Annotated in this window: 19 protein-coding genes and 2 tRNA genes; 11 read left to right on the top strand and 10 right to left on the bottom strand. The window is 70.8% G+C overall.

From position 1 onward, the window contains the following. Positions 1 to 27: 27 nt before the first annotated feature. The gene (locus tag ABZT06_RS30855) at positions 28 to 537 is read right to left on the bottom strand and encodes a heme-degrading domain-containing protein (protein ID WP_355748135.1); all 510 of its coding nucleotides are present in this window, start codon (positions 535 to 537) and stop codon (positions 28 to 30) included. Further along, positions 534 to 1,607, bottom strand: a complete 1,074-nt coding sequence (locus tag ABZT06_RS30850) for a Gfo/Idh/MocA family oxidoreductase (RefSeq protein ID WP_355748132.1) — start codon at positions 1,605 to 1,607, stop codon at positions 534 to 536. Before ABZT06_RS30850 ends, ABZT06_RS30855 begins: the two co-directional genes overlap by 4 nt. A 56-nt stretch (positions 1,608 to 1,663) precedes the next feature. Here ABZT06_RS30850 and ABZT06_RS30845 point away from each other — a divergent pair, with 56 nt between their 5' ends. The 5 genes from ABZT06_RS30845 (at position 1,664) to ABZT06_RS30825 (ending at position 6,076) form a co-directional block, all read left to right on the top strand. Next, the gene (locus tag ABZT06_RS30845; protein ID WP_355748129.1) at positions 1,664 to 2,962 is read left to right on the top strand and encodes an ROK family transcriptional regulator; all 1,299 of its coding nucleotides are present in this window, start codon (positions 1,664 to 1,666) and stop codon (positions 2,960 to 2,962) included. An 83-nt stretch (positions 2,963 to 3,045) separates the two neighbouring features. Continuing rightward, on the top strand, positions 3,046 to 3,846 hold the full coding sequence (locus tag ABZT06_RS30840) for a hypothetical protein (RefSeq protein ID WP_355748126.1): 801 nt from the start codon (positions 3,046 to 3,048) through the stop codon (positions 3,844 to 3,846). Positions 3,847 to 3,958: 112 nt separating this feature from the next. After that, positions 3,959 to 4,738, top strand: coding sequence for an HAD-IIA family hydrolase (locus ABZT06_RS30835; protein WP_007382293.1), 780 nt, complete (start codon positions 3,959 to 3,961; stop codon positions 4,736 to 4,738). A gap of 99 nt (positions 4,739 to 4,837) precedes the next feature. Further along, on the top strand, positions 4,838 to 5,368 hold the full coding sequence (locus ABZT06_RS30830) for a hypothetical protein (protein ID WP_355748123.1): 531 nt from the start codon (positions 4,838 to 4,840) through the stop codon (positions 5,366 to 5,368). A 6-nt stretch (positions 5,369 to 5,374) separates the two neighbouring features. After that, positions 5,375 to 6,076: a class F sortase gene (locus ABZT06_RS30825; RefSeq protein WP_355748120.1), complete on the top strand. Its 702-nt coding sequence runs from the start codon at positions 5,375 to 5,377 to the stop codon at positions 6,074 to 6,076. Positions 6,077 to 6,356: 280 nt separating this feature from the next. Here ABZT06_RS30825 and ABZT06_RS30820 read toward each other — a convergent pair whose 3' ends face one another. Further along, complete coding sequence (locus ABZT06_RS30820; RefSeq protein ID WP_355748117.1) at positions 6,357 to 7,136, bottom strand: GAF and ANTAR domain-containing protein; 780 nt, start codon at positions 7,134 to 7,136, stop codon at positions 6,357 to 6,359. A 163-nt stretch (positions 7,137 to 7,299) separates the two neighbouring features. Between ABZT06_RS30820 and ABZT06_RS30815 the strand changes: the two genes are divergently transcribed. Beyond that, positions 7,300 to 8,340: a glycoside hydrolase family 6 protein gene (locus ABZT06_RS30815; protein ID WP_355748114.1), complete on the top strand. Its 1,041-nt coding sequence runs from the start codon at positions 7,300 to 7,302 to the stop codon at positions 8,338 to 8,340. Between the two features lie 100 nt (positions 8,341 to 8,440). Here the strand turns inward: ABZT06_RS30815 and ABZT06_RS30810 are convergent, their stop codons facing one another. The 3 genes from ABZT06_RS30810 to ABZT06_RS30800 form a co-directional block, all read right to left on the bottom strand. Further along, a complete protein-coding gene (locus tag ABZT06_RS30810) occupies positions 8,441 to 10,378 on the bottom strand; it encodes a kelch motif-containing protein (RefSeq protein ID WP_355748111.1) in 1,938 nt (645 codons plus the stop codon). Next, positions 10,375 to 12,345: a glycosyltransferase family 2 protein gene (locus tag ABZT06_RS30805; protein ID WP_355748108.1), complete on the bottom strand. Its 1,971-nt coding sequence runs from the start codon at positions 12,343 to 12,345 to the stop codon at positions 10,375 to 10,377. The genes ABZT06_RS30810 and ABZT06_RS30805 overlap by 4 nt, the downstream gene beginning before the upstream one ends. A 518-nt stretch (positions 12,346 to 12,863) precedes the next feature. Further along, positions 12,864 to 12,937: transfer RNA gene (locus ABZT06_RS30800), tRNA-Lys, on the bottom strand. A 165-nt stretch (positions 12,938 to 13,102) separates the two neighbouring features. On the opposite strand from ABZT06_RS30800, the gene ABZT06_RS30795 reads away from it, so the two are divergent. The 4 genes from ABZT06_RS30795 (at position 13,103) to ABZT06_RS30780 (ending at position 16,830) form a co-directional block, all read left to right on the top strand. Then, complete coding sequence (locus ABZT06_RS30795; RefSeq protein ID WP_355748105.1) at positions 13,103 to 14,425, top strand: peptidoglycan-binding protein; 1,323 nt, start codon at positions 13,103 to 13,105, stop codon at positions 14,423 to 14,425. A 73-nt stretch (positions 14,426 to 14,498) separates the two neighbouring features. Beyond that, entirely contained in the window at positions 14,499 to 15,608 is a 1,110-nt protein-coding gene (locus ABZT06_RS30790) for an SPFH domain-containing protein (RefSeq protein WP_355748102.1), read from the top strand. A 95-nt stretch (positions 15,609 to 15,703) separates the two neighbouring features. Then, positions 15,704 to 16,309, top strand: coding sequence for a lytic polysaccharide monooxygenase (locus ABZT06_RS30785; RefSeq protein WP_355748100.1), 606 nt, complete (start codon positions 15,704 to 15,706; stop codon positions 16,307 to 16,309). 86 nt (positions 16,310 to 16,395) lie between these two features. Beyond that, entirely contained in the window at positions 16,396 to 16,830 is a 435-nt protein-coding gene (locus ABZT06_RS30780; RefSeq protein ID WP_355748097.1) for a hypothetical protein, read from the top strand. A 99-nt stretch (positions 16,831 to 16,929) separates the two neighbouring features. Here the strand turns inward: ABZT06_RS30780 and ABZT06_RS30775 are convergent, their stop codons facing one another. Continuing rightward, positions 16,930 to 18,204 (bottom strand): IS701 family transposase, encoded by a 1,275-nt coding sequence (locus ABZT06_RS30775; RefSeq protein WP_355748094.1) that lies wholly within the window; start codon positions 18,202 to 18,204, stop codon positions 16,930 to 16,932. A 98-nt stretch (positions 18,205 to 18,302) separates the two neighbouring features. Here ABZT06_RS30775 and ABZT06_RS30770 point away from each other — a divergent pair, with 98 nt between their 5' ends. After that, the gene (locus tag ABZT06_RS30770) at positions 18,303 to 19,937 is read left to right on the top strand and encodes a long-chain-fatty-acid--CoA ligase (protein ID WP_355748091.1); all 1,635 of its coding nucleotides are present in this window, start codon (positions 18,303 to 18,305) and stop codon (positions 19,935 to 19,937) included. Positions 19,938 to 20,019: 82 nt separating this feature from the next. Here ABZT06_RS30770 and ABZT06_RS30765 read toward each other — a convergent pair. The 3 genes from ABZT06_RS30765 to ehuA all read right to left on the bottom strand — a co-directional run bounded on the left by ABZT06_RS30765 (position 20,020) and on the right by ehuA (position 22,037). Next, a tRNA-Lys gene (locus tag ABZT06_RS30765) sits at positions 20,020 to 20,093 on the bottom strand. A 187-nt stretch (positions 20,094 to 20,280) separates the two neighbouring features. After that, positions 20,281 to 21,039 (bottom strand): IclR family transcriptional regulator C-terminal domain-containing protein, encoded by a 759-nt coding sequence (locus tag ABZT06_RS30760; protein ID WP_355748088.1) that lies wholly within the window; start codon positions 21,037 to 21,039, stop codon positions 20,281 to 20,283. A 221-nt stretch (positions 21,040 to 21,260) separates the two neighbouring features. Further along, positions 21,261 to 22,037 carry an ectoine/hydroxyectoine ABC transporter ATP-binding protein EhuA gene (gene ehuA / locus ABZT06_RS30755; protein ID WP_355748085.1) on the bottom strand — a complete coding sequence of 259 codons (777 nt, stop codon included), beginning with the start codon at positions 22,035 to 22,037 and terminating at the stop codon, positions 21,261 to 21,263. Between the last annotated feature and the right edge of the window lie 8 nt (positions 22,038 to 22,045).

The following is a 22,045-nucleotide window of genomic DNA, read 5'->3' as shown; positions in this document are numbered from 1 at the left end:
AGGAGCCCGGCGTCATTCCGGCCCTGGCTACCGCTCCTTGCTCAGAAACTCCTCCAGCGCCTCCACGACGAACCGGTGGTCCTGGAGCTGGGGCAGCCCCGAGACCGTCACCGTACCGACGACGCCCACGCCCTCCACGGTGATCGGGAAGGAGCCGCCGTGGGCCGCGTACTCGTCCGGGTCCAGGCGCGAGGACTCCTCGAAGGTGCTGCCCTTGGCGCGGAAGCGGGCGCCCACCAGGTAGGAGGCGGAGCCGTAGCGCTCCACGACCCGGCGCTTGCGGTCGATCCAGGCGTCGTTGTCCGGGGTGGAGCCCGGCAGGGCCGCGTGGAAGAGCTGCTGGCCGCCGCGGCGGATGTCGACGGCCACCGGGGCCTGACGCTCGCGGGCCAGCTCCACCAGCAGGGAGCCCAGCGCCCACGCGTCCTCGTACGTGAACTGCCGGAAGACCAGGCGGCGTTCCTGTGCCTCCAGCTCCTCCAGGGGCGGGGTGAGTTCCGGATGGAACTTCGGGGTCAGCTCGGTGTTGTGTGTCACAGCTCCACCGCCACTCCGTCGTGGGCCGAACGGCGCGCCGCCTCCAGTACGTCGAGGGCGGCGGCCGCCTCCAGCGCGGTCACCGGGTTGGTGCCGCCGTCGGAGAGGGCCCTGGCCACGGCCGCATAGTAAGCGGGGTAGTCGCCCGGGAGGGTGCGGACCGGGCTGCCGCCGCCCGTCACGGGGGACTCTCCCGCGCCCAGCCGGCCCCACAGCGACTCGGGCTCCTGACCCCAGCCGGCCGCCGTGCCGGGGCGCTCGCCCTCCCGCAGCGCCGCCTCCTGCGGGTCCAGGCCGTACTTCACATAGCCCGCCTTCGAGCCCAGCACCCGGAAACGGGGGCCGAGTTGGGCGGTGGTGGCGGAGACGTAGAGGTGGGAGCGGACGCCGCTCGTGTGGGTGATCGCGATGAACGTGTCGTCGTCGATCTCGGCGCCCGGGCGGCGGACGTCGGCCTCGGCGTACACGGAGGCGGCGGGGCCGAAGAGGGTCAGCGCCTGGTCGACGACGTGGCTGCCGAGGTCGTACAGGAGACCTCCGACCTCTGCGGGGTCGCCGGACTCGCGCCAGCCGCCCTTGGGCTGCGGCCGCCAGCGCTCGAAACGCGACTCGAAGCGCCATACGTCGCCCAGTTCGCCCTCGTCGAGGAGGCGTCGCAGGGTCAGGAAGTCGTTGTCCCAGCGGCGGTTCTGGAAGACGGAGAGGAGCAGGCCGCGGTCCTCGGCGAGGGCGGCGAGCTCGCGCGCCTCGGCCGCCGTACCGGCGATCGGCTTGTCGACCACGACCGGCAGGCCCGCCTCCAGCGCGGTGGTGGCGAGCGGGACGTGCGTCTTGTTCGGGGACGCGATGACGATCAGGTCCAGTTCGGCGGCGCGGGCGAACAGCTCGTCGGCGCCTGCGACCGTACGGACGTCCGGGAACTCGGCGCGGGCCTGTTCCTGCCGCTCGGGGTTCGAGGTCACCACCGTGTCGAGGGTCAGGCCCTCGGTGGCGGCGATCAGCGGGGCGTGGAAGACGGAGCCCGCGAGGCCGTAGCCGACGAGGCCCACGCGGAGGTCAGCAGCAGTCATGCCCCCACTTTCGCAACGGTGTTGCCAAAGTGCAAGCGTCGCGGACAATGGCAGGCGTGAACAGGACGAACGGTGGCGTCGGCCTCCTGGCCCCGCGCAGCCACAACACCGCGCTCGTGCTCGACCTGCTGCGGGGTGCGGGCGCCGGCGGGATCAGCCGACTGGAACTCGCCGAGCGGACCGGGCTGACCCCGCAGGCCGTCAGCAAGATCACCGGGCGGCTGCGGGAGGAGGGCCTCGCGGTGGAGGCGGGACACCGGGCCTCGACCGGCGGCAAGCCACGGACCGTCCTGCGTCTCGTGCCCGGAGCGGGCCACGCGGTGGGCGTCCACCTGGACCGGGACGCGCTGCGGGCCGTGCTGGTGGATCTCGCCGGGACGGTGGTGGGCGAGCGGTGTGCCGCGCTGGACCTGGGCGCGGGCGCGGAGGCTGTGGTGTCGGCGGTCGCGGGGGAGATCGAGATGCTGACGAGGGGGGAGCGGGACCGCGGCTTGACCGGGGGCGGCGGATTGAGTGCCGGCGATGGGCTTCCGGGCCCGGCGTCCGCGCCGGTGAAGGGGGTGCTGGGGCGCGGAAAGGGCGCCCTTTCAGGTGCCGGTACCGCGCGGTCGACAGCTCCCGGGCCCCAGGCCAGGGGTGCCGCCGCGTCGCCCGCCTTCGCTCCGCATCCCGCTGGTGGTGCGCCACCGGTCCCAGGCGCCCTCCCCTCCCTCCTCGGTGCCGGTGTCGCCCTCCCCGGACCCCTCGATCACACCCGGGGTGTGCTGCACCGCGTCACCGGCTTCCCCGAGTGGGACGGCTTCCCCCTGCGGGACGCGCTCGCGCGGCGGCTCGGGGTGCCCGTCGTGGTCGACAAGGACACCAACGCGGCCGCGCTCGGGCTCGCGGTCGCGGGGGAGCGCGGGTCGTTCGCGTATCTGCATCTCGGTACGGGCCTGGGCGCCGGGCTCGTCATCGGCGGGGCCGTGCACCGGGGTGCGCGAACCGCGGCCGGGGAGTTCGGGCACCAGGTCGTCCAGCTCGACGGGCCGCCCTGCGGCTGCGGCGACCGGGGCTGCGTCGAGGCGCTGTGCCTGGCCGCGGTGGCCCGCGGCGACCTCGCCGAAGCGGCCCGGGTCCTCGGCGTCGCGGCCGGCAACCTCGTCGCCCTGCTCGACATCGACCTGGTCCTGCTGGGCGGCCGTACCGTCGCCACCGCCCCCGACGCGTTCCTGCGAGGGGTCGCAGCCGTCCTCGGCGAACGCGCCCGACGCACCGGCGAGGACACGGTCCCGGTCCGCGCCACGGCCGGCGAGGTCGCCGAAGGCGCGGCACAACTCGTACTGGCCCCGCTCTTCGGCCGGGCCGACGCCTGACGTCCGCTGATCGAGGGGACTTCCCGGGCTGTACGGAGCGGCATCCCCCGCCGGCCGCATCCACCCGGCATGGTCATGTGTTCATGCGACGGTATGTGTACGGCTCCACGCCCGCTCTCCTCGGCCTCGCCGCGGCGGCCGCCCTGATCGCCGCGCCCCCCGCGGCGGCCCGCCCGGCCCCGGCCCCCGCCGACCCCTCCTGCGCCCCCACCGGCAGCGCCTTCCCCCTCACCACCCGCATCCACGGCGGTCCCACCGCTTACGAGGCCGGTGGCGGCTTCCGGACCTGGTACCTGGATCTGATCAACACGACCCGGCGCACCTGCGAAGGAATCCACCCGGTCGTCGTCCTCGTCGACGAGCGGCACGCCCTGAAGCCCTCGCAGGCCCGCCTGGAGTTCTACGACGGCCCGCGCACCCGCGCCGTCCGGTTCGAGAGCACCGACGAGGACGAACTCGTCGGGGCGTTCGGAGGCGCCGGGTTCACCGTCGGCCCCGGAAAGACCCTCTCCGTGAAGGTGCGGCTCGCGGTCGCCGCGGACGCCGTACCGAACGAGGTCACCGTCAACGCGGCCGTCGTCCAGCGGCACGGCGACGACGGCGACTGGGTGGGGCAGTCCGACGACTACCGCTTCGGCATCGGCTCCGCTCCGGGCACCAGGCCCGACACCACCTCCACCCCCACCGGTACCCCCACCGGTACCCCCACCCCCACCCCCACCCCCACCTCCACCCCCACCTCCACCCGGGAAAGCCTTCCCTTCACGGACGCGGCCGAGGAACTCGCCAGTACCGGCCCCGCCGTGGCCGCCGCCGCCCTCGCGGCCCTCGCCCTCCTCCTGGTCACGGTGGGCGCGATCCTGCGGGCCCGCGGCCGCCGCTGACCCCTGACCTTCCGGGACCTGTCCCCAGCCGGCCATTCCCCCAAGATCCGGCCATGTCTAGGCTGGGGCCGACGCAGCACGGCGTACACGCGTACGGCAGGAGATCCCGCACATGGCAGACCGCAAGCCCATCGATTCGTGGCTCACCGACATGGACGGTGTACTCATCCACGAGGGCGTACCGATCCCCGGCGCCGACGCCTTCCTCAAGAAGCTCCGCGAGTCCGGCAAGCCGTTCCTGGTGCTGACCAACAACTCCATCTACACCCCGCGCGACCTGCATGCCCGCCTGCGCCGCATGGGCCTGGACGTCCCGATCGAGAACATCTGGACTTCCGCCCTGGCCACCGCCCAGTTCCTGGACGACCAGCGGCCCGAGGGGACGGCGTACGTCATCGGCGAGGCGGGTCTGACCACCGCCCTGCACGACATCGGCTACATCCTCACCGACCACGAGCCCGACTACGTCGTCCTCGGCGAGACCCGCACCTACTCCTTCGAGGCCATGACCAAGGCGGTCCGGCTCATCAACGACGGCGCCCGGTTCATCTGCACCAACCCCGACGAGACCGGTCCCTCCGCCGAGGGCGCGCTGCCGGCCACCGGCGCCGTCGCCGCCCTGATCACCAAGGCGACCGGCAAGCAGCCGTACTTCGCCGGCAAGCCCAACCCGCTGATGATGCGCACCGGGCTCAACACCATCGGCGCGCACTCCGAGACCAGCGCGATGATCGGCGACCGCATGGACACCGACGTCCTGGCCGGCATGGAGGCGGGCATGCAGACCTTCCTGGTGCTGACCGGCCTGACCCGGCCCGAGCAGGTCGAGGACTTCCCGTACCGGCCCTCGAAGGTCGTGGACTCGATCGCGGACCTGGTCGACCGGATCTGAGACCCGTCCGGGACCTGACCCGAACGGAGTAACGCGGCACCTTCCCGGGATGCGGGCCCGGCCCTCCCGGGGGACTCTCCAGACATCTGGAGGTTCACGATGGGTTCAGTACGCCTCACTCTCTGTACCGCGGTCCTGGCTGTCGCCGCCTTCGCCCCCGCCGCGCAGGCGGCGGACGGGCGCGGCGTCTCGGTGACCCCGTCGACCCCCGCCGCCGGCACCGACCTCACGCTGCGGGTGACCGGCTGCACCGGGGAGACGGCCACCGCGGCCTCGGCCGCGTTCGTCGCGGACGCCCGGCTCACGGGGGCCGGCGGCAGCCTCGCCGGCGAGAGCCGTGTCCGCTCCTCGATCGAGCCCGGCCCCTACGACGTGAAGATCACCTGCGCCGACGTCGAGGTGCAGGGCACGATCACCGTCGTGGCGCCGACAACGGGCGGCGCGGCCCCGGCGTCCCCAGCCGCCCCCGTCGACGCCGGCGGCGGCTGGACCGCCACCCACCTCTCCGCCATGGAACCCCACGTCACCGAACCCGGCACCGGGCACGCGGTCACCGGCCTGGTGCTCGCCGGGGTCGCGGCGGTGGCCGTGGTGCTGCGCCGCAGCCGTCGGAGCCGCGGGGCGGAGTGAGCGGAGATGTCCGACCGTTTCTCCGACCGGGAAGGCGGCCGCGCCCCTCACCTACGCGTGTCGGGGACCGGGCGGCTGTCGGCCGGCGTCGTCTGGGCGACGCTGCTGCTCGGGCTGTGGCTGTGGGGGCGCGAGGTCACCGACGTGCGGCACGGCGGGTCCGCGCCGGCCACCGGTGCCGTGGCCGCGGTCGGGCGCCCGACCGCGGCCGTCGAACTGCCGCCCGCCGCGCGGCCGTTGACGGGAGCGAGGCCACAGCGCCTGGACATCCCGGACCTCGGGGTGCAGGCGCCCGTGGTGGCCCGCGGCCTGGACGCCCGGGGCGCCCTCGAGCCGCCGCCCTTCGGGCAGCCCGGCGTCGTCGGCTGGTACGCGGCCGGCGCGAAACCCGGGGCCGCCGGGACCGCGCTGATGGTGGGACACGTCGACACCGACACCCGGCCCGCCGTCTTCCACCGGATCAGCGCGCTCAGGCCGGGCGAGACGGTCCGGGTGATCCGCGACGACGGCAGGGTCGCCGAGTTCACCGTCGACGACGTGCGGACCCTCACCCGCGAGCACTTCGACGCCCACCAGGCCTACGGCCCACGCGAGCCGGGCCGCGCCGAACTGCGGCTGATCACCTGCGGCGGCACCTTCGACCGCGCGAGCCGCAGCTACACGGCCAACGTGATCGTCTCGGCGTATCTGACGGGCACGGGCCTGTAGGACTCCGTGGGCATCACCTGGCCCGGTCGGCGACCCGCTCCCCCCGAAGTCGCCGACCGGGCTGGTCCTCGACCGCACGCGCGCGGGCTGCGGGAGTAACCCGGCGACGGCGCGGGAGGCATGGAGGGCCTGGAGGCTCGGTGGTGATGACTGCGGCCAGGGGCTGGGGCCGTATCCCGATGAGAAGACTCTAGAACGGATGTGCGCCCGGGCCTAGAGGCTGAAGGGCGCCGAGCCCGTGCTCGTGGCGCACCGTCATACGCCCTGGTGGTCCAGGGTTCTACACGGGTCCGTCAGCGCGTCCGTCGACCTGGCGGCGCAGTTCGGCGTCCTCCGCGACACCCTCGATGACCGCGCTCGCCACCTGGTCCAGGGGCAGCCGGTGCCGTCGCGCGTACTGCCGCAGTGCCGTGAACGCGTGGTCGGCGGGGACACTCCAGCGCTCCGCGAGCATCCCCTTGGCCTGCTCGATGCGCACCCTGCTGGACAGGGCTTCCTGCAACTGACCGGACAGGGTGCGGTACCGCGCGTAGGTGTGACGGTTCTGCAGACCGAGGGCGGCGGCGTCGGCGAGCGCCTGGGCGACATGGAGCCCGGAGGTGGCGTCGTCGGCCGGGGTGCGGTCGGGCGGCGTGGGCACGAACACGTTGAGGGCGCCCAGCAGGTTCTCGCGGCGGCGCAGCGGGACCGCGAACGTCGTCACGATGTCGTGTCCGAGGGCCCGTTCGGTGAAGTCGGGCCAGCGGGCGGCCGCGTGGGCGACCCGTATGGAGACGGGCGGTACGGCCTTTCCCGAGCCGTAGCTGTCCAGACAGGGCCCGCCGCCGTGCTGCGCCTCCAGCAGGTCCAGCGCCACCTGCTCGTGCCGGCTGCTCGCGGCGAGCGACACCGACCGGCCGCCGTCGATGAGCATGACCCCGGCCGCCCGGGCGTCGAGCAGCTCCACACAGTGGTCGGACACCCGTTGTAAGTACCGGCCGGCCTCGAAGCCCTCGACGAGGGTGTCCGCCGCCTCCACCAGTGCCGAGGCCAGCCGGATCTCCCTGGTGGCGTACCGCATCGCTGAGCACTCCCCTTCATGGACGAGCGCCCCCGTACGGCGCGCACCTACCCCGACCTTCGGGGCTGTAACAGCTCCTGGACAAGGCTCCGGTGACCTCGTGGGCGGCGCGACCGGTGTGTCACGATTGAGACTTGCCACAGTGCACCCAGGGGGGAATTGGATGTACGTCAGCAGGGGGGCCGGGAGTGCGGCCCGGGCACGGGCGTCCGCGGCGGTGCTGGGGGCGGCACTGCTGCTCGCCGCGTGTTCGTCGTCGGGAGACGGGGACAAGGAGGGTGACGGCGACAAGGCAGGTGCCGGGATCACCCAGCAGCCCAAGGAGGCCGACCCGTTCTGGGTCAACCCGGACGGCAACGCGGCCAAGCAGGTCGCGGCCTACGTCAAGAGCGGCAAGGACGACGAGGCCGGACAGATCCGCAAGATCGCCCAGCAGCCGACCGGCGAGTGGATCGGCCCGGAGAACCCGGAGCAGGAGGCACGCGGCTTCACCGAGGCCGCGGACAAGGCCGGCCGCACCGCCCTGCTCGTCCTCTACAACATCCCGCACCGCGACTGCGGCCAGTACTCCCAGGGCGGCGCCGCCGACGGCAACGCCTACCGGACCTGGATCGACGGCGTGGCCGCGGGCATCGGCGACCGGCCGGTGACGGTGATCCTCGAACCGGACGCCGTCCTGCACCTGGTCGACGGCTGCACCAAGGACGAGTTCCACGAGGAGCGCTACGACCTGCTCAGCGGCGCCGTCGCGAAGCTCAAGTCCCTGAAGAACACGAAGGTCTACCTGGACGCGGGCAATGCGGGCTGGGGCCACCCCGACCAGATCTTCGAACCCCTCCAGCGGGCCGGCATCGCCAAGGCCGACGGCTTCTCGGTGAACGTCTCCAACTTCTACTCCACCAAGGACTCCATCACCTACGGCAAACAGCTCTCCGCCAAGGTCGGCGACAAGCACTTCGTCATCGACACCAGCCGCAACGGCAACGGCCCGTACAAGGACGGCGACGAGAACGAGCGGTGGTGCAACCCACCGGGCAGGGCGCTGGGGGAGACGCCGACCATAAAGACGGCGGACCCGCTGGTGGACGCGTACCTGTGGGTCAAGCGCCCGGGCGAGTCGGACGGCGAGTGCAAGGGCGGCCCGAAGGCCGGCCAGTGGTGGCCGACCTACGCCATGAAGCTGGCAGAGGCTTCAACTCCTTAGGGGCGCGGGGCTGTATCGATCTGCGGCTGCCGCCGCGTGGGCGCGACCAGCCCAAAACGCTCCCGCACCCGAAATCAAAGGTGCGGGAGCGTCTTTGGCATTACGGCACCCGAACCCACTGTGCCTTCGACGGCGTCCCCTGATCGTCATCGACGAACAGCATGTACCACCCCGACTGCACCAGGTTCTTGTTCTCCGGCACCGTCACCTTCACCTTGTCCCCGGACACCGTGAACTTCAGCTCGATGGACCGCTGATCCACATCGGTCACATGAGTCGACGCACTGGGCCGGATCAACCGCACCTTCTTGATCACAGAAGCCTGCGGAGAGGTGAACGTCCCGGACGAACCCCGGGCGATCGTCTGCGGCCCCCCGGACAGCGAAGGCCGGGAATCCCGGTACAGATAAGGCGGCGTGTAGATCTCGATCCGCTGCTCGAAGACACCCGGCTTGGTGTTCGCCTTGTCCCCGTACAGCGAGTCCGACCCGAAGAACATCACCCGCCCGTCCGGCAGCAGCAGCGACCCGGAGTGGTAGTTGCGCCCCACCAAGGGATCGGCCACCGACTCGAACGTGTTCCTGTCCGGGTGATACAGCCGGGCCTGAAGGATGTTGGAGTCACCGCGCCCGCGATAGTCCTCCGACCCCCCGGACACCAGCACCGAGTCGTCGGGAAGGATCGACGCCTGCGGATACCGCGTCCCCTTCTCCAGCGTCGGACCGTCCACGAACTTTGGGCTGTCCGCCTTCATGTCCACGATCCGCGTCCTGTTGCTGGACAGCTTGGACTCGCCGACCCCGCCGCCCCCGATCACCATGAACTTCTCGTCCTGTGCCGGAGGCAGCAGCACGGTCCCGGAGGTCTCCATCTCCTTCGCGTCGCTGAGACCGTGGACCTTCGTGAACTTGTTGCTGTCCACGTCCCAGATGCCCGGATCGCGCCCCACGTTGTCCGGCCCGTACCCGGCGTTGGACCCCGAGTAGAAGACCTTGCCGTTCTGCAGGAGGAACAGCGCCGGGTAGGTCGGGAACTGACGGACCTTCGACAGGTACGTCCACTTCTTGGTCTTCGGGTCGAAGACCTCGTTCTTGCCCGGCACCAGCTGCCCGATGTCGTCGAGCCCGGAGACACTGAGGACCTTCCCGTCGCTCAGGGTCGTGAGCGTCGGATACCAGCGGGCCTCGTTCATCGGGTCGACCTTGATGTACTTCTCGGCGACCGGATCGAACTCGAAGGCGTCCCGGATTCCCTGGAAGTCCTTCTTGTCGAGCGCGAGCTTCTGCGCGATGCCGTAGGTGTTGCGCGCGTCCGTCCCGGTCAGACCCTGGATCCGGTAGTTGTCCTGCGTACCGGTCTCGTACTTGGCGCCGCTCTTCTGCGCCTCGACGTAGATACGCCCGAGCCCGGGGTCGTTGCGCAGGAACTTCCCCGTCGCCTTGTCGAAGACCTTCGTGGCCCGCTCGACGACGACCGGGTCCCTGGACACGAACGTCCTGCCGTTCTCCTTGCCGGTGAACTTGGTGCCCGCCGGCAGGGTGATCGGCCGGTCCGGGTTCTCGTTGTGGACGATCATCAGGCCGCCGGCCTTGGTGACGTCACCCTTGAGCTTCTCGTACCGCTTGGTGCCACCGGCGATCAGCAGATTGCCGTTCGCCAACTGGGTGTGCCCCGTGCAGAACAGGTCCTTGGGCGTCGGCACCTTCTTGATCGTGCCCTTGACCGGGTCCCAGATCCGGGTGTCGAACCTCTTCGCGTCGAAGTTGTCCTGGTTGTTGCCCGAACCCGCCACCAGCAGCACCTTCCCGGTGCGCAGGAGCGCCGCGTGGATGGTGTTCTGCCGGTACTTCTCGGGGAACTGGACGATCTCCCACTTGCCGTTCTCGGCTTTGTACTCGGGTTTGTTGATCTGGTACTGGTGGTATTTCGCCGTCCCGAAGCGGTACAGCCACGGGCCGTTCATCCCGGCCAGCGCGAGCACCACCGCCGTACCGATCGCGAGTCGACGGGCGCGGCGGCGGCCTGCACGGTCGTTCATTCCTTACGTCCCCCAAGTCCACCGAGGGCGATCTGCATGGTCTGGTCGCCGCCCTCGTCACGCGTGTTCGAGTCGGCCCAGGTCGGCTTGTGGGCCGGGGTGTGCTGGGCCGGCAGCGGTTGCGGCTGGTACTGAGCCGGGATCGCCGGTCCGTGGGGCGCCTCGGCGGCCGCGGCGGGCCTCTTCTTCGCCTGGCGCAGCATGTGCCGCCAGGTGAAGATCGGTGTCGCGGTGATCAGCATGGCGAAGGTCGCCCAGGTGATCATCGCGGGGTGCGAGTGCCCGAGGGCGATACCGGCACCGATCGAGCCACCGAAGATCGCGATGAAGTACCAGTGGTAGCGGAAGGTCGCGAACCACCGGTCGGGGCTCGCCGAGTCGCCCTTCGGCGTCACCACGAACTTGCTCTTGCGCCGCAGCAGCGAGTCGACCAGGGCCTTCGCGTACAGCGGGGCGGACAGCGCCGACATCACCATGCCCGCGACACCGCCGGATCCCTCGGGCTCGTGCGGGGAGACGTTGTGCCGGCGGTTCCAGATGTACAGGCCGATCTGGAGCGCGGAGGCGTTGCCGTAGAGCATCAGCCACACGGTCGGGTCGATGTTCACACCCGAGGCGCCCAGGCCCAGGAACAGCGCGCAACTCATGGCCGCGAGGATCCAGTTGAGGGCGGACATCGGATAGAAGATGATCATCATCGTGTAGTTGAAGAGCTTGCTCGGCGGCAGCGAGTACCAGCCCTTCCAGTACTGCTTGAGGATCGTCTCGTACGTCCCGCGCGACCAGCGCATCTGCTGGGTGAAGAAGTCGGTCCAGGCACTGGGACCCTCACCGACGGCGAGGACATCCGGCGTGTAGACCGAGCGCCACTTCCTCCCCGTGGCCGGGTTCTTGTGGCGGTGGATCTCGAAGCCGGTCGCCATGTCCTCGGTGATCGAGTCGTACAGCCCGCCGACCTGCTTCAGCGCCTTGATCCGTACGGCGTTGGAGGTGCCCACGAACATCGGGGCGCCGTACTTGTTGCCGGCGCGCTGGATGAGCGCGTGGAAGAGGAACTGCTGGGACTCGGCGGCCTTGGTGACGAAGTTGTCGTAGTTGCCGTAGACCTGCGGGCCGATCACGAAGCCGACGTCCGGGTCGCGGAAGAAGCCGAGCATCCGCTCCAGGTAGTTGGGCAGCGGCACGTGGTCGGTGTCCACGGAGGCGAAGAAGTCGTACTCGTCGCCGTGGGCGTCGAGCCAGGCGTTGTAGTTGCCGTGCTTGGTCTTGGCGCGGTGCGGGCCCTTGGGCCGGTTCCACTTCTCGATGCCCTTGCGGGAGAAGTGGTGCACGCCGAGGCGGGCGCACACCTCCTTGACCGCCGGGTCGTCGCCCTCGTCCAGGAGCCAGACGTGCATGAGGCCGCGGTGGCGGATCCGCACCGCGGCTTCCAGTGTCCTCGTCACCATCTCCAGAGGCTCCTTGCCGGGCACGAAGGAGGTGAGGAAGGCGACTCTGGTGCCGGTCTCGGGCACCACCGGGATCGGGTCGCGGGCGACCAGGGTGGCGTGTGCGTTGGACAGGACGTTCATGCAGCGGAAGAACTCGATCAGGCCGATCGAGACGAGCATGACGATGTCCAGGGCCGGCAGCCACGAGAAGGCCGGGTAGTCCCGCTCGGTCCAGTGCTCGGGCTGGAGCAGCCAGGCCAGCAGCACCAGCGAGAGGAGTGGGGCCGCGGTGAGCATCAGGGCGACCCGGATGCGGTGCGGCTCCTGCGAGATCAGCGAGCGGTACTGCACCTTGTAGGGCCGGCCCGGGTCGGGTTGGGTGAGGGGACCGGCCAGTCTGCTGTAGTGCTCGTAGTCGTACTTCGGAAGGGTCTTCTTTATCCGGCCCAGCGTGCCGGTGCGATGCGAAGGCAGCCTGAGCTGTGTGGTGTCGGACGGGTCGAAGTTCTGCCGGGCGCCCGTCGGCGTCGACGTCATGAGTCATCCCCCCACACGCGGACGAGCCGCGTGTCGTCGTTTCCTTACGGCTGCTCTGGTCCCCCTCGACCTTCACAGACGTATCAGTGGTGGGCCGCAGTCACCACAATCTTCACAACACTAGACAGGTAACAGCGACCTTCCGGTTGCAGACGCCCCCCTCGGCGTCCTCCGAAGCGGGGCCCCTTTCCCCGCAACACCGGCAACCGGCTCCTTGCCCCCCAAGTGCCGCTTATACGCAGCATCTTGAAAGCCAGGGTTCTACGGTGCTCATCATGATCGCAAGATGCGAAACGCGGTGTTTACCGGTCATACGCGTTTATTGTGGCGCCTGACACGCAAGCAGCCCCTGCGCCTGAGCGAGGGTCCTTCCGTGCCGGTACGGCCCGCCAGGGAAACATGGCGGGCCCCCTGCTTTCGCGGGAGGCCCTGAACCCTCGTCACCCCGATCTGCCGGAGTGTCGTTCATGCCAAACATGGCGGGCCCCCCGCTTTCGCGGGAGGCCCGTCATGGTCTGTGCGCCGCCAGGGACTCGAACCCCGGACCCGCTGATTAAGAGTCAGCTGCTCTAACCAACTGAGCTAGCGGCGCTTGCTGACCTGCGCAACTTTACCCGAAGCGGGAGGGTGCTCAGGACCGCTCCCGGGGGTGCCGTACATCATTCGGACCGTCAGCATGCGCGTCGGGGCGACAGTTGAGAAACTGACGAATGTGCACAGTTGCGGACATTTTCACCTGGAGTGTGAGGGGCGTCGCATGGAGACTCCGGTATTCGAGGAAATCGATCCCGCGAGCGACTGCGACTGCCCCGGTTGCGTCCACTGGCGGCGCGTCCTCCCTCGATCGACCGGCGGCCACCACGCCGCCACCCGGGCCGTGATCCTCGCCGCCGCGGCCTCCACCGTCTTCGGCGCGTTCCACGCGGCCCCCGCCTTCGCCGCCTCCCACGTCCCGGCCCGTCCGGGTGCCCCCGTGGGCGACGAGCCCGGCACCCCGCAGGGCCACAAGGCCCCGCTGCACGGCCCCGGCGGCAGACCAGGGGCCGTCAAGGCACCGACCACCACCCGCGCCGACATCATCCGGCGGGCCAAAGAGTGGGTCGCCGCGAAGGTGCCGTACAGCATGTCGGCGTACTGGGACGACGGCTACCGGCAGGACTGCTCGGGCTTCGTGTCCATGGCCTGGAACCTGCCGGGCAACGAGTGGACCGGCAGTCTCGGCCAGTACGGGATCAGGATCGCCAAGGACGACCTCCAGCCCGGTGACATCCTGCTCTTCCACAACCCCGACAACCCCGAGCAGGGTTCCCACGTCGTCATCTTCGGCGGCTGGACGGACTACACGCACACCTACTACCTCGCCTACGAGGAGATCCGCCCGCACGCCCGCAAGCAGGCCACCCCGTACGCCTACTGGAGCAACTCGGACCGGTACGTCGCCTACCGGTACAAGGGACTCGCGGCCCCCGCGGGCGGTGCGGAGCCCGTCACCACCGAACCGGACACCGCCAAGCCGGCGGCCCCGGACGTGACGGCCTACCCCGGATCCGCCTACGTCGGTCCCGGGGCCAACAACAAGTACGTCACCCAGCTCGGCCGCATGCTCGTCAAGCGCGGCGCCGGGCGCTACTACACCTCCGGTCCCGGCCCCCGCTGGACGGACACGGACCGCAGGGCCACCCAGGCGTTCCAGCAGGCGCAGGGCTGGCAGGGCGAGGGCGCGGACGGGCTGCCCGGGGCGCAGACCTGGACGCTGCTGGTGACCGGCAAGGGCAGGGACATCGCGCCGGCAGGCGGGCAGACGGGGGCGGCGGGCCCGACGGCGCCCTCCTCGCACGGCGTCCCCGGTTACCCGGGGCGCGCGATGTTCCGACCCGGCGCGACCAACGAGTACGTCACCCGGCTCGGCAGGCAGCTGGTGAAGAAAGGGTTCGGCAAGTACTACACGACCGGGCCGGGGCCGCGCTGGGGCGAGCCTGACCGGCGGGGCGTCGAGGCCTTCCAGCGCGCCCAGGGCTGGCGGGGCGGCGCGGCGGACGGCTACCCGGGGCCGGAGACCTGGCGGCGGCTCTTCTCGTGACCGCCCGTGACACCTGGACCACTCGTGACGTCTGGACCACCTGTGACATCTGGCGCGGAGGCTGGAGACACACATGAGCACGACCACTTCACACACCCCCGAGTCCGAGGGCCCGTCCAGGTCCGCCCGGCTCATCCAGAACGAGGCGACCACCGAGATCCCCGTCCATCTGCTCTTCCGCGACGACCCGGACCCGGTCGCGGTACCGCTGAAGCCCGCGGTGGTGGCCCGTCGGCAGGGCACCGGGGAACAGCCCCGCCTGCGCAGGCCCGCCCAGGTGACCCCGCGTCCGGCCCCCGACGTCGACCCCGAGCTGGCCGAGCGCCCCGCGCGGGTGCTGCCGGGCTCGGCGGGCGTCCTCGCCGGCGCCTGCGGACTGGCCGGGTGCGCGGCCACCTCGTGGTGGGCCGGCCTGGTGCCGCCGCTCGTCCTGGCGGCGTTCAGGGTCCCGGCGTCCCCGGGCGCGGGCCTCGGTCCGGCGCAGTGGGCGGCGTACGCCGGAGCCGGTGCCCTCGGTCTGTTCGGGTTCGGCGGACTGGCCCGCGGCCGCACCGGCCGCGCCTGGGTGCTCGGGCTGTTCGGCCGCTACCGGGGGACCGTCCGGCGCACCGGCCTGATGTGGGTCAACCCGCTGCTGCTGCGCCGCCGGGTCGACGTACGGCTGCGGCACTGGCGCGGCGAGCCGATGCCGGCCGCCGACGCGAGCGGGGTCGCGCTGAGGGTCGTCGTCCTGGTGGTGTGGCGGGTGCGAGACACCGCGCGGGCCACGCTCGGCGTCGACGACCACGAGACGTACCTGCGCGAGTGCGTGGAGGCCGCGCTCGCCCGGGTGCCGGTGGAGGCGCCAGGCTCCGGCCGCGGCTCGGCCGACGCGGCGGGGGAGGCGCTGACCCGGCTGGTGGCCGCGGAGACCGCGCCGGTCGGCGTCGAGGTGTTCTCGGTCCAGCCGCTGCGCGTCGAGTACGCCCCCGAGGTGGCCGCCGCGATGCACCGGCGCCGGATCGCCGCGCTGGACGCCCAGCACCGGGCCACCGTGCTGACCTCGGTCGTGGACTCGGTGGAGGACACCGTGACCCGGCTGACCATGCGGGGCCTGGTGGAACTGGACGACTACGAACGCAAGGCGCTGGTGAAGGACCTGACGGTGGCGTTCTGCGCCGGACGGCAGGAAGCGGGCTCGTGATTGGTATGGACATGTTCAAGTAGCGGTAATAACCTGGCACTTGGTCTAGACCTGCAAGCTCACTGAACTTCCCCCACGTTCCCAGGAGCAGCAGCATGCGCAGAAAGGCCAAGTGGTACGCCACCGCACTCGGACTCACCACCGCCGGCACCCTGGTCCTCTCCACCGGGGGTGCCAGCGGCCACGGCTACACCGACCTCCCCATCAGCAGGCAGAAGCTCTGCCAGAACGGCACCGTGACGAACTGCGGCGACATCCAGTGGGAGCCGCAGAGCGTCGAGGGCCCCAAGGGCTTCCCGGCCGGCGGACCCGCCGACGGCCAGATATGCAACGGCGGCGTGAGCCGCTTCAGCCAGCTCAGCGCGCCGCGGACCCCGTCGGGCGCCTCCTGGCCGGCCACGAAGGTGACGGGCGGCCAGAGCTACACCTTCCGCTGGCAGTTCACCGCCATGCACGCTACGACCGACTTCAAGTACTACGTCACCAAGGCGGGCTGGAACCAGAACCACAACCTGGCCCGCTCCGACCTCAACCTCACGCCGTTCCTGACCGTCCCCTACAACGGTCAGCGGCCCCCCTCGACCCTCTCGCACAGCGGCACCCTGCCGTCCGGGCTCAGCGGACGGCATGTGATCGTCGCGGTGTGGACGATCGCCGACACGGCGAACGCGTTCTACGCCTGCTCGGACGTCACGTTCTGAGCATTGCTTGAGACAGTCCAGGCTTCCCCCGGGGTAGGTTCCCCCACACGATCACGCGATCGGTGCCTGACCTCGGGGGATCTGCCATGGACGCCTTCTTCTACGTCATTCCCGTCCAGATCATGGCCGTGGCCCTGTTCGGCGCGTACCTCGTGGTGCGGCGCTGGCACCGGACGCGCAGTGCCTGGAGGAGCGGGCTGACGGCCGAAGCGCGGTGCCTGCGGGTGTACGCGACGGCGCACGGGGGCGGTGACACCCGGGTGTACACGAGCCTGCGTCATGTGTACGAGTTCAGGACCCGCGAGGGCCGGGTCGTGCGTTTCGAGGAGGAGGGCGGTCCGGGGACGACGCTCGAGGGCGACATCGTCACCGTCCACTACGCCGACGGCCCGGACGTCGTGGCGACGGCCCGCCCCGGCCGTGGCGGGCACGGGTGCGCCGCCTGCGCGGTGATCGCCATGGCCGGCGTGGTCGTGCTCGTCTGCGCGGTCTTCATGGTCGCCCTCACCGCGATGTCCTAGTAGGACTCCGTTAGGTTGCTCTGGCTCTTGGGTTCTGGCTGGTGGCCGGTGTTCTGGGCAGGGGGCGGTGGCAGGTGGTGCAGGTGCCGGTCCAGCAGTTCAGCAGGTCCTGGATGGTGTCGAGGATCTGGTAGAGGGTGAGTCCGGTGTATCGGCTTTTGGGGCCAGGCGCTGTTCGGTGAGGAAGGCGTGGGCGGCGGTGACGAGGGTGACGTGGTGGTGCCATCCGGTCCAGGAGCGTCCCTCGAAGTGGTCCAGGCCGAGGCCGTGTTTGAGTTCGCGGTAGTCGTGCTCGATGCGCCAGCGGATCTTCGCGAGGCGGACCATTTCGGCGAGGGAGAGGGTGTCGGGCAGGTTGGACAGCCAGTAGTCGGTGGGTGTTTCGGCGCTGGCGGGCCATTCGACCAGCAGTGTGACCTCGGGCAGGACGCCGTCCCAGCTGCCTGGGTCGGTGGCGGCGGCCTGGGCGAGGCGTCGGGATTTGACCCCGGCCGGCCGCACCCGCAGCGCCAGGAAGCGTGAGCGCATCGGTCCGCGGGAGCCTTCCCGCCAGGTCACCTCGGTGAACGCCCGCCGCCCCTGGCCCGCCACCAGCGCGGCCACCGGGGACGGCTTGTCGCGGTAGCGGGGCTGCGGCTTGCGGCCGGTGCCCGACCACGCGGGGGCCGTGGGCAGCACATCATGCGGGTGGACGGTCACATCCGAGCGGATCGCCACCACGTAGTCGATGCTGCGCTGTTCCAGTCCGTCGCGGAAGTCGGCGTTCTGCCCGTAGCCGGCGTCGGCCACCACCACCGGAGGCACCAGGCCCCATCCGGCCAGCTCATCGATGGTGTCCAGAGCCAGGCGCCACTTCTCCCGGTGCCCGACCTCGTCGGGCATCCCGGTCTTGCACCGGCGGGCTGGATCGTCCGCCCACTCCTTAGGCACGAACAGGCGCCACTGCAGCGGACAGGACGCGGCATCGGTGACCGCGTGCACGCTCACCGCGACCTGGCAGTTGGCCTGCTTGCCCAAGGCTCCGCAGTACTGGTGGGCGACCGCCACCGACATCTTCCCGTCCTTGGGGAACGACACGTCATCGACCGCCCAGGCATCCGGGCCGACCCGGGACACCATCCGCTGCGCGATTCGCCGCCGTACTGGCAGCGGATCCCACGTCGACTGGTTCACGAACTGCTGCAGGTTCTGCTCGTTGCCGTCCGGCAACCGCTCCGCCATGGCCTGAACGGACTTGCGGCGGCCATCCAGCATCAGTCCCCGCAGATAGCAGTCGCTCTTGGCCCGCTGATCCTTCCGTGGCACCGAGGCGAACACATCAGCCACGAATAACGCCAACGTCGCCCGAGCCCGGCCCACTTCATGTGCGTCCACACCCTCAGCGTTCCCTCAAACAGGACCGACAGACAGACGTAACGGAGTCCTACTAGGACCCTCCACATCTGACGGTACGTCAACTACCGTACGCCTCCATGGACTCCAGGAGGCGTACGGTCGCGGAGCTCGTCGCCGGACGGTGGGGCGACCACCGGCCCGGGCTGTGGTTCGAGGGGCGCTCGCTCACCCACCACGAGGTGGCGGCGGGCGCAGCCGCCCGGGCGGCACTGCTCACCGACCTGCTGCCGGGCGCCGGGGCCCACATCGGTCTGCTGCTCGACAACACACCCGAGTACCCCCTGTGGTTGAGCGCCGCCGCCCTCGCCCGCGTGGCCGTCGCCGGGGTCAACCCCACCCGCCGGGGCCCCGAACTGGCCCGCGACATCCTGCACACCGAATGCCGTGTGCTGATCACCGAGGCGGCCCACCTGCCGTTGCTGCGCGGCCTCGACCTCCCCGGCGTCCGCCTGCTGGTGACCGGCACCGAGGAGTACGACACCCTGCTCGCGCCCTACGCCGGCGCCGAACCGGACGCCTCCCGCGCCGCCCCCGACGACCGGCTGCTCCTCTACTTCACCTCCGGCTCGACCGGCGCCCCCAAGGCCGCGCTCTGCTCCCAGGGCCGGCTGGCCGCCGCCGGGCGCTCACTGGCCGACCAGTTCCGGCTGGGCCCCGACGGCGTGCACTACGTCTGCATGCCGATGTTCCACGGCAACGCGGTGATCGCCGACTGGGCGCCCGCGCTGGCGAGCGGGGCCGGGGTCGCGCTCCGGCGGCGGTTCTCGGCCTCGGGGTTCCTGGCGGACGTGCGCGCGTACGGGGCGACGTACTTCACCTATGTCGGCCGGGCGATCCAGTACGTCCTGGCCACGGAGGCGCGTGAGGACGACCGGGACAACCCGCTGCGGCTCGGCTTCGGCACGGAGGCGGGGGCGGTGGACGCGGCGGCCTTCGAGCGGCGGTTCGGGGTGCGGCTGGTGGAGGGGTACGGGTCCTCCGAGGGTGGCGCGGCGATCCAGTGGGCGCCGGGGACTCCGGAGGGCGCGGTCGGTCGGGCGGGGCCCGGGCTCGTCGTACTCGATCAGGAGACGGGTCAGGAGTGTCCGCCCGCGCGTTTCGACGCGGCCGGGCGGCTGCTGAACGGGGACGAGGCGATAGGGGAGCTGGTGAACAGGGCCCCGAACCCCTTCGAGGGGTACTGGCGCAACCCCGAGGCGGAGGCCGAGCGGCGCCGGGACGGCTGGTACTGGACCGGTGACCTCTTCTACCGGGACGCCGGCGGCCACCTCTACTTCGCCGGCCGTACCGACGACCGGCTCCGCGTCGACAGCGAGAACCTGGCCGCGGCGATGATCGAGAACATCCTCGCGCGCTACGAGGGGGCGGTGGCCGTCGCCGTGTACGCGGTGCCGGATCCGGTGACCGGGGACCAGGTGATGGCGACGATCGCGGGGACCTTCGACCCGGAGACCTTCGCCGACTTCCTCGCCGCCCAGCCCGACCTCGGCACGAAGATGTCACCCCGGTTCGTGAGGGTGGTGGACCGGATGCCGGTCACGGCGACGAACAAGATCCAGCGGGCCCGGCTCAGAAAGGAGGGCGTGCGGTGCGCGGACCCGGTGTGGTGGCGGCCACCGGGGGAGAAGACGTACCGCAGGCTGGGTCGGGAGGCCACCGAGGACCCCCTCGCTCCCCACCAGGGCCAGCGACTTGACCCCCGAACCTGCTGATGCTGCGAGCTCAGGGGACAACCCCGACCACTACCCGGAAACGCCGAAGGGCCCCTCGCTCCCACGAGAGGCCCTTCACCGGTGCGCCGCCAGGGACTCGAACCCCGGACCCGCTGATTAAGAGTCAGCTGCTCTAACCAACTGAGCTAGCGGCGCATGACTCTCGCCCTCCGCCTTCGGCGGCTGGCGACAGAGAAAATACTACCCGGTCGGAGGGGGTGCTTCTGACCACGGGCGAGTGAGCCGGCCCAGGGCGCGGGGCGGTGTCGATGTACGGCTCCGCCGCGCGGGCGCGACCAGCCCCCACGGCCCCGCAGCCGACCGACGACCTTCCGCCCCGCTCCTAGATCGCCAGGGACAGCAGTACCGGCGCCGCCCCCCGGTTCAGCCGGTCGGTCGCCTGGCGCAGCCGATGCGCCTGCTCGACCGGCAGCGACAGCGCGAGGCATCCCACCAGCGACCCCGCCGTGATCGGTACCGCCGCGCACACCGTGCCCACCGCGTACTCCTGGAGGTCGAGGTGGGGGACCGTCGGCGGCTGGGTCTCCAGGCGGGAGAGCAGCAGTTTGTCGTTGGTGATGGTCCGCGAGGTGAGGCGGGTCATGCGGTGCCGGGAGAGATGGTCGCGGCGGCCGTTGTGGTCGAGCTGGCTGAGCAGGCTCTTGCCGAGCGCGGTGGCGTGCGCGGAAGAGCGGAAGTCCACCCACTCGTGGACCGCCGGGGTCGCGGGACCGTCGGCGTACTGGGCGATGGTGACCTCGCCGTCGACGTACCGGCTGATGTAGACGGCCGCGCCGATCGAGTCGCGCAGTTCGTCGAGGGTGCGCTGGAGCTTGTCGCGCAGCGCCTCGTCACGGTCGTGCGCGGAGGTCAGCCTGGTCAGGGCGTCCCCCGTCACATACGCGCCGTCGGCGACCTGCTCGACATACCCCTCGCGGCGCAGCATCCTCAGGAGCGCGGTCAGTCGCTCCGGGTCGAGGCCGGTGGTGCTGGTGAGTTCGGCGTCGGTGACTCCGGCGGTGTGCCGCGCCACGGTCTCCAGGACGCGCAGTGCGTCCTGGGCGGAGTGGTACGGCGCGGTCGGCTCGTGCTTCAGCGCCACGGTGTTCCCCCTGCGCTCGCTCGGTCGCACTACTACTGGGCCGTAATCCAGACAGCGATCCCCTCCACGATAACCGGCAAAAGGCTTGTAGTGAGCGGCTGTTGACGAGATTCCGTCCCCGGGCCGGCCCCTCTCAGCAGGGGCGCCGACACTCTGGCATATGCCAGAGACATGACCCGGGTCCGGGACCTCGGAGATTGAACACTGTTCACTTCTTGTGGTCAGAGAACCGCGCTCAGAAATTCCCGGGTGCGGTCCTGCTCGGGGTCGCTGAAGATCTTCTCCGGCGGGCCCGACTCGATGATGCGGCCGGAGTCGAACATCAGGACCTGGTCGGAGATGTCCCGGGCGAAGTTCATCTCGTGGGTCACACAGAGCATCGTGATGTCGGTGGTGCGGGCGATGTCCCGCAGCACGTCGAGGACGCCGGCGACCAGCTCCGGGTCGAGCGCGGAGGTCACCTCGTCGAGCAGCAGCACCCGCGGCCGCATGGCCAGCGCCCGCGCGATCGCCACCCGCTGCTGCTGCCCGCCGGACAGCTGGGTCGGCCGGGCGTCGGCCTTGTCGGCCAGTCCCACCAGGTCGAGCAGCTCACGCGCGCGTGCCTCCGCCTCGTCCTTGGACATGCCGAGCACGGTGACGGGCGCCTCGGTGATGTTGCGCAGCACCGTCATGTTCGGGAACAGGTTGAACTGCTGGAAGACCATCCCGATCTTCTTGCGCACCTCGCGCAGCTGCTTCTCCGGCGCTGGGAACAGCTTCTCGCCGTCGACGGTGACCGTGCCCTCGTCGGGCTCGGTCAGCGTCATCAGCATCCGCAGGATCGTGGTCTTGCCGGACCCGGAGGGGCCGATCAGCGTCACGTGCTTGCCGGAGTCGACGGAGAAGTTCAGCCGGTCCAGGACCGTGTTCGACCCGAACCTCTTGGTCACGTCCTCGAAGCGGATCAGCTCGCTGCCGTCCACCGGCGGGTTGGTGTTCGCGTCGGGTTCCTTCATGAGAGGGG

It is taken from the genome of Streptomyces sp. NPDC005483 (assembly GCF_040606035.1).
Lineage (GTDB): Bacteria > Actinomycetota > Actinomycetes > Streptomycetales > Streptomycetaceae > Streptomyces.
The sequence above is the reverse complement of the archived record's forward strand: the minus strand, read 5'-3'. Positions and strand labels throughout refer to the sequence as shown.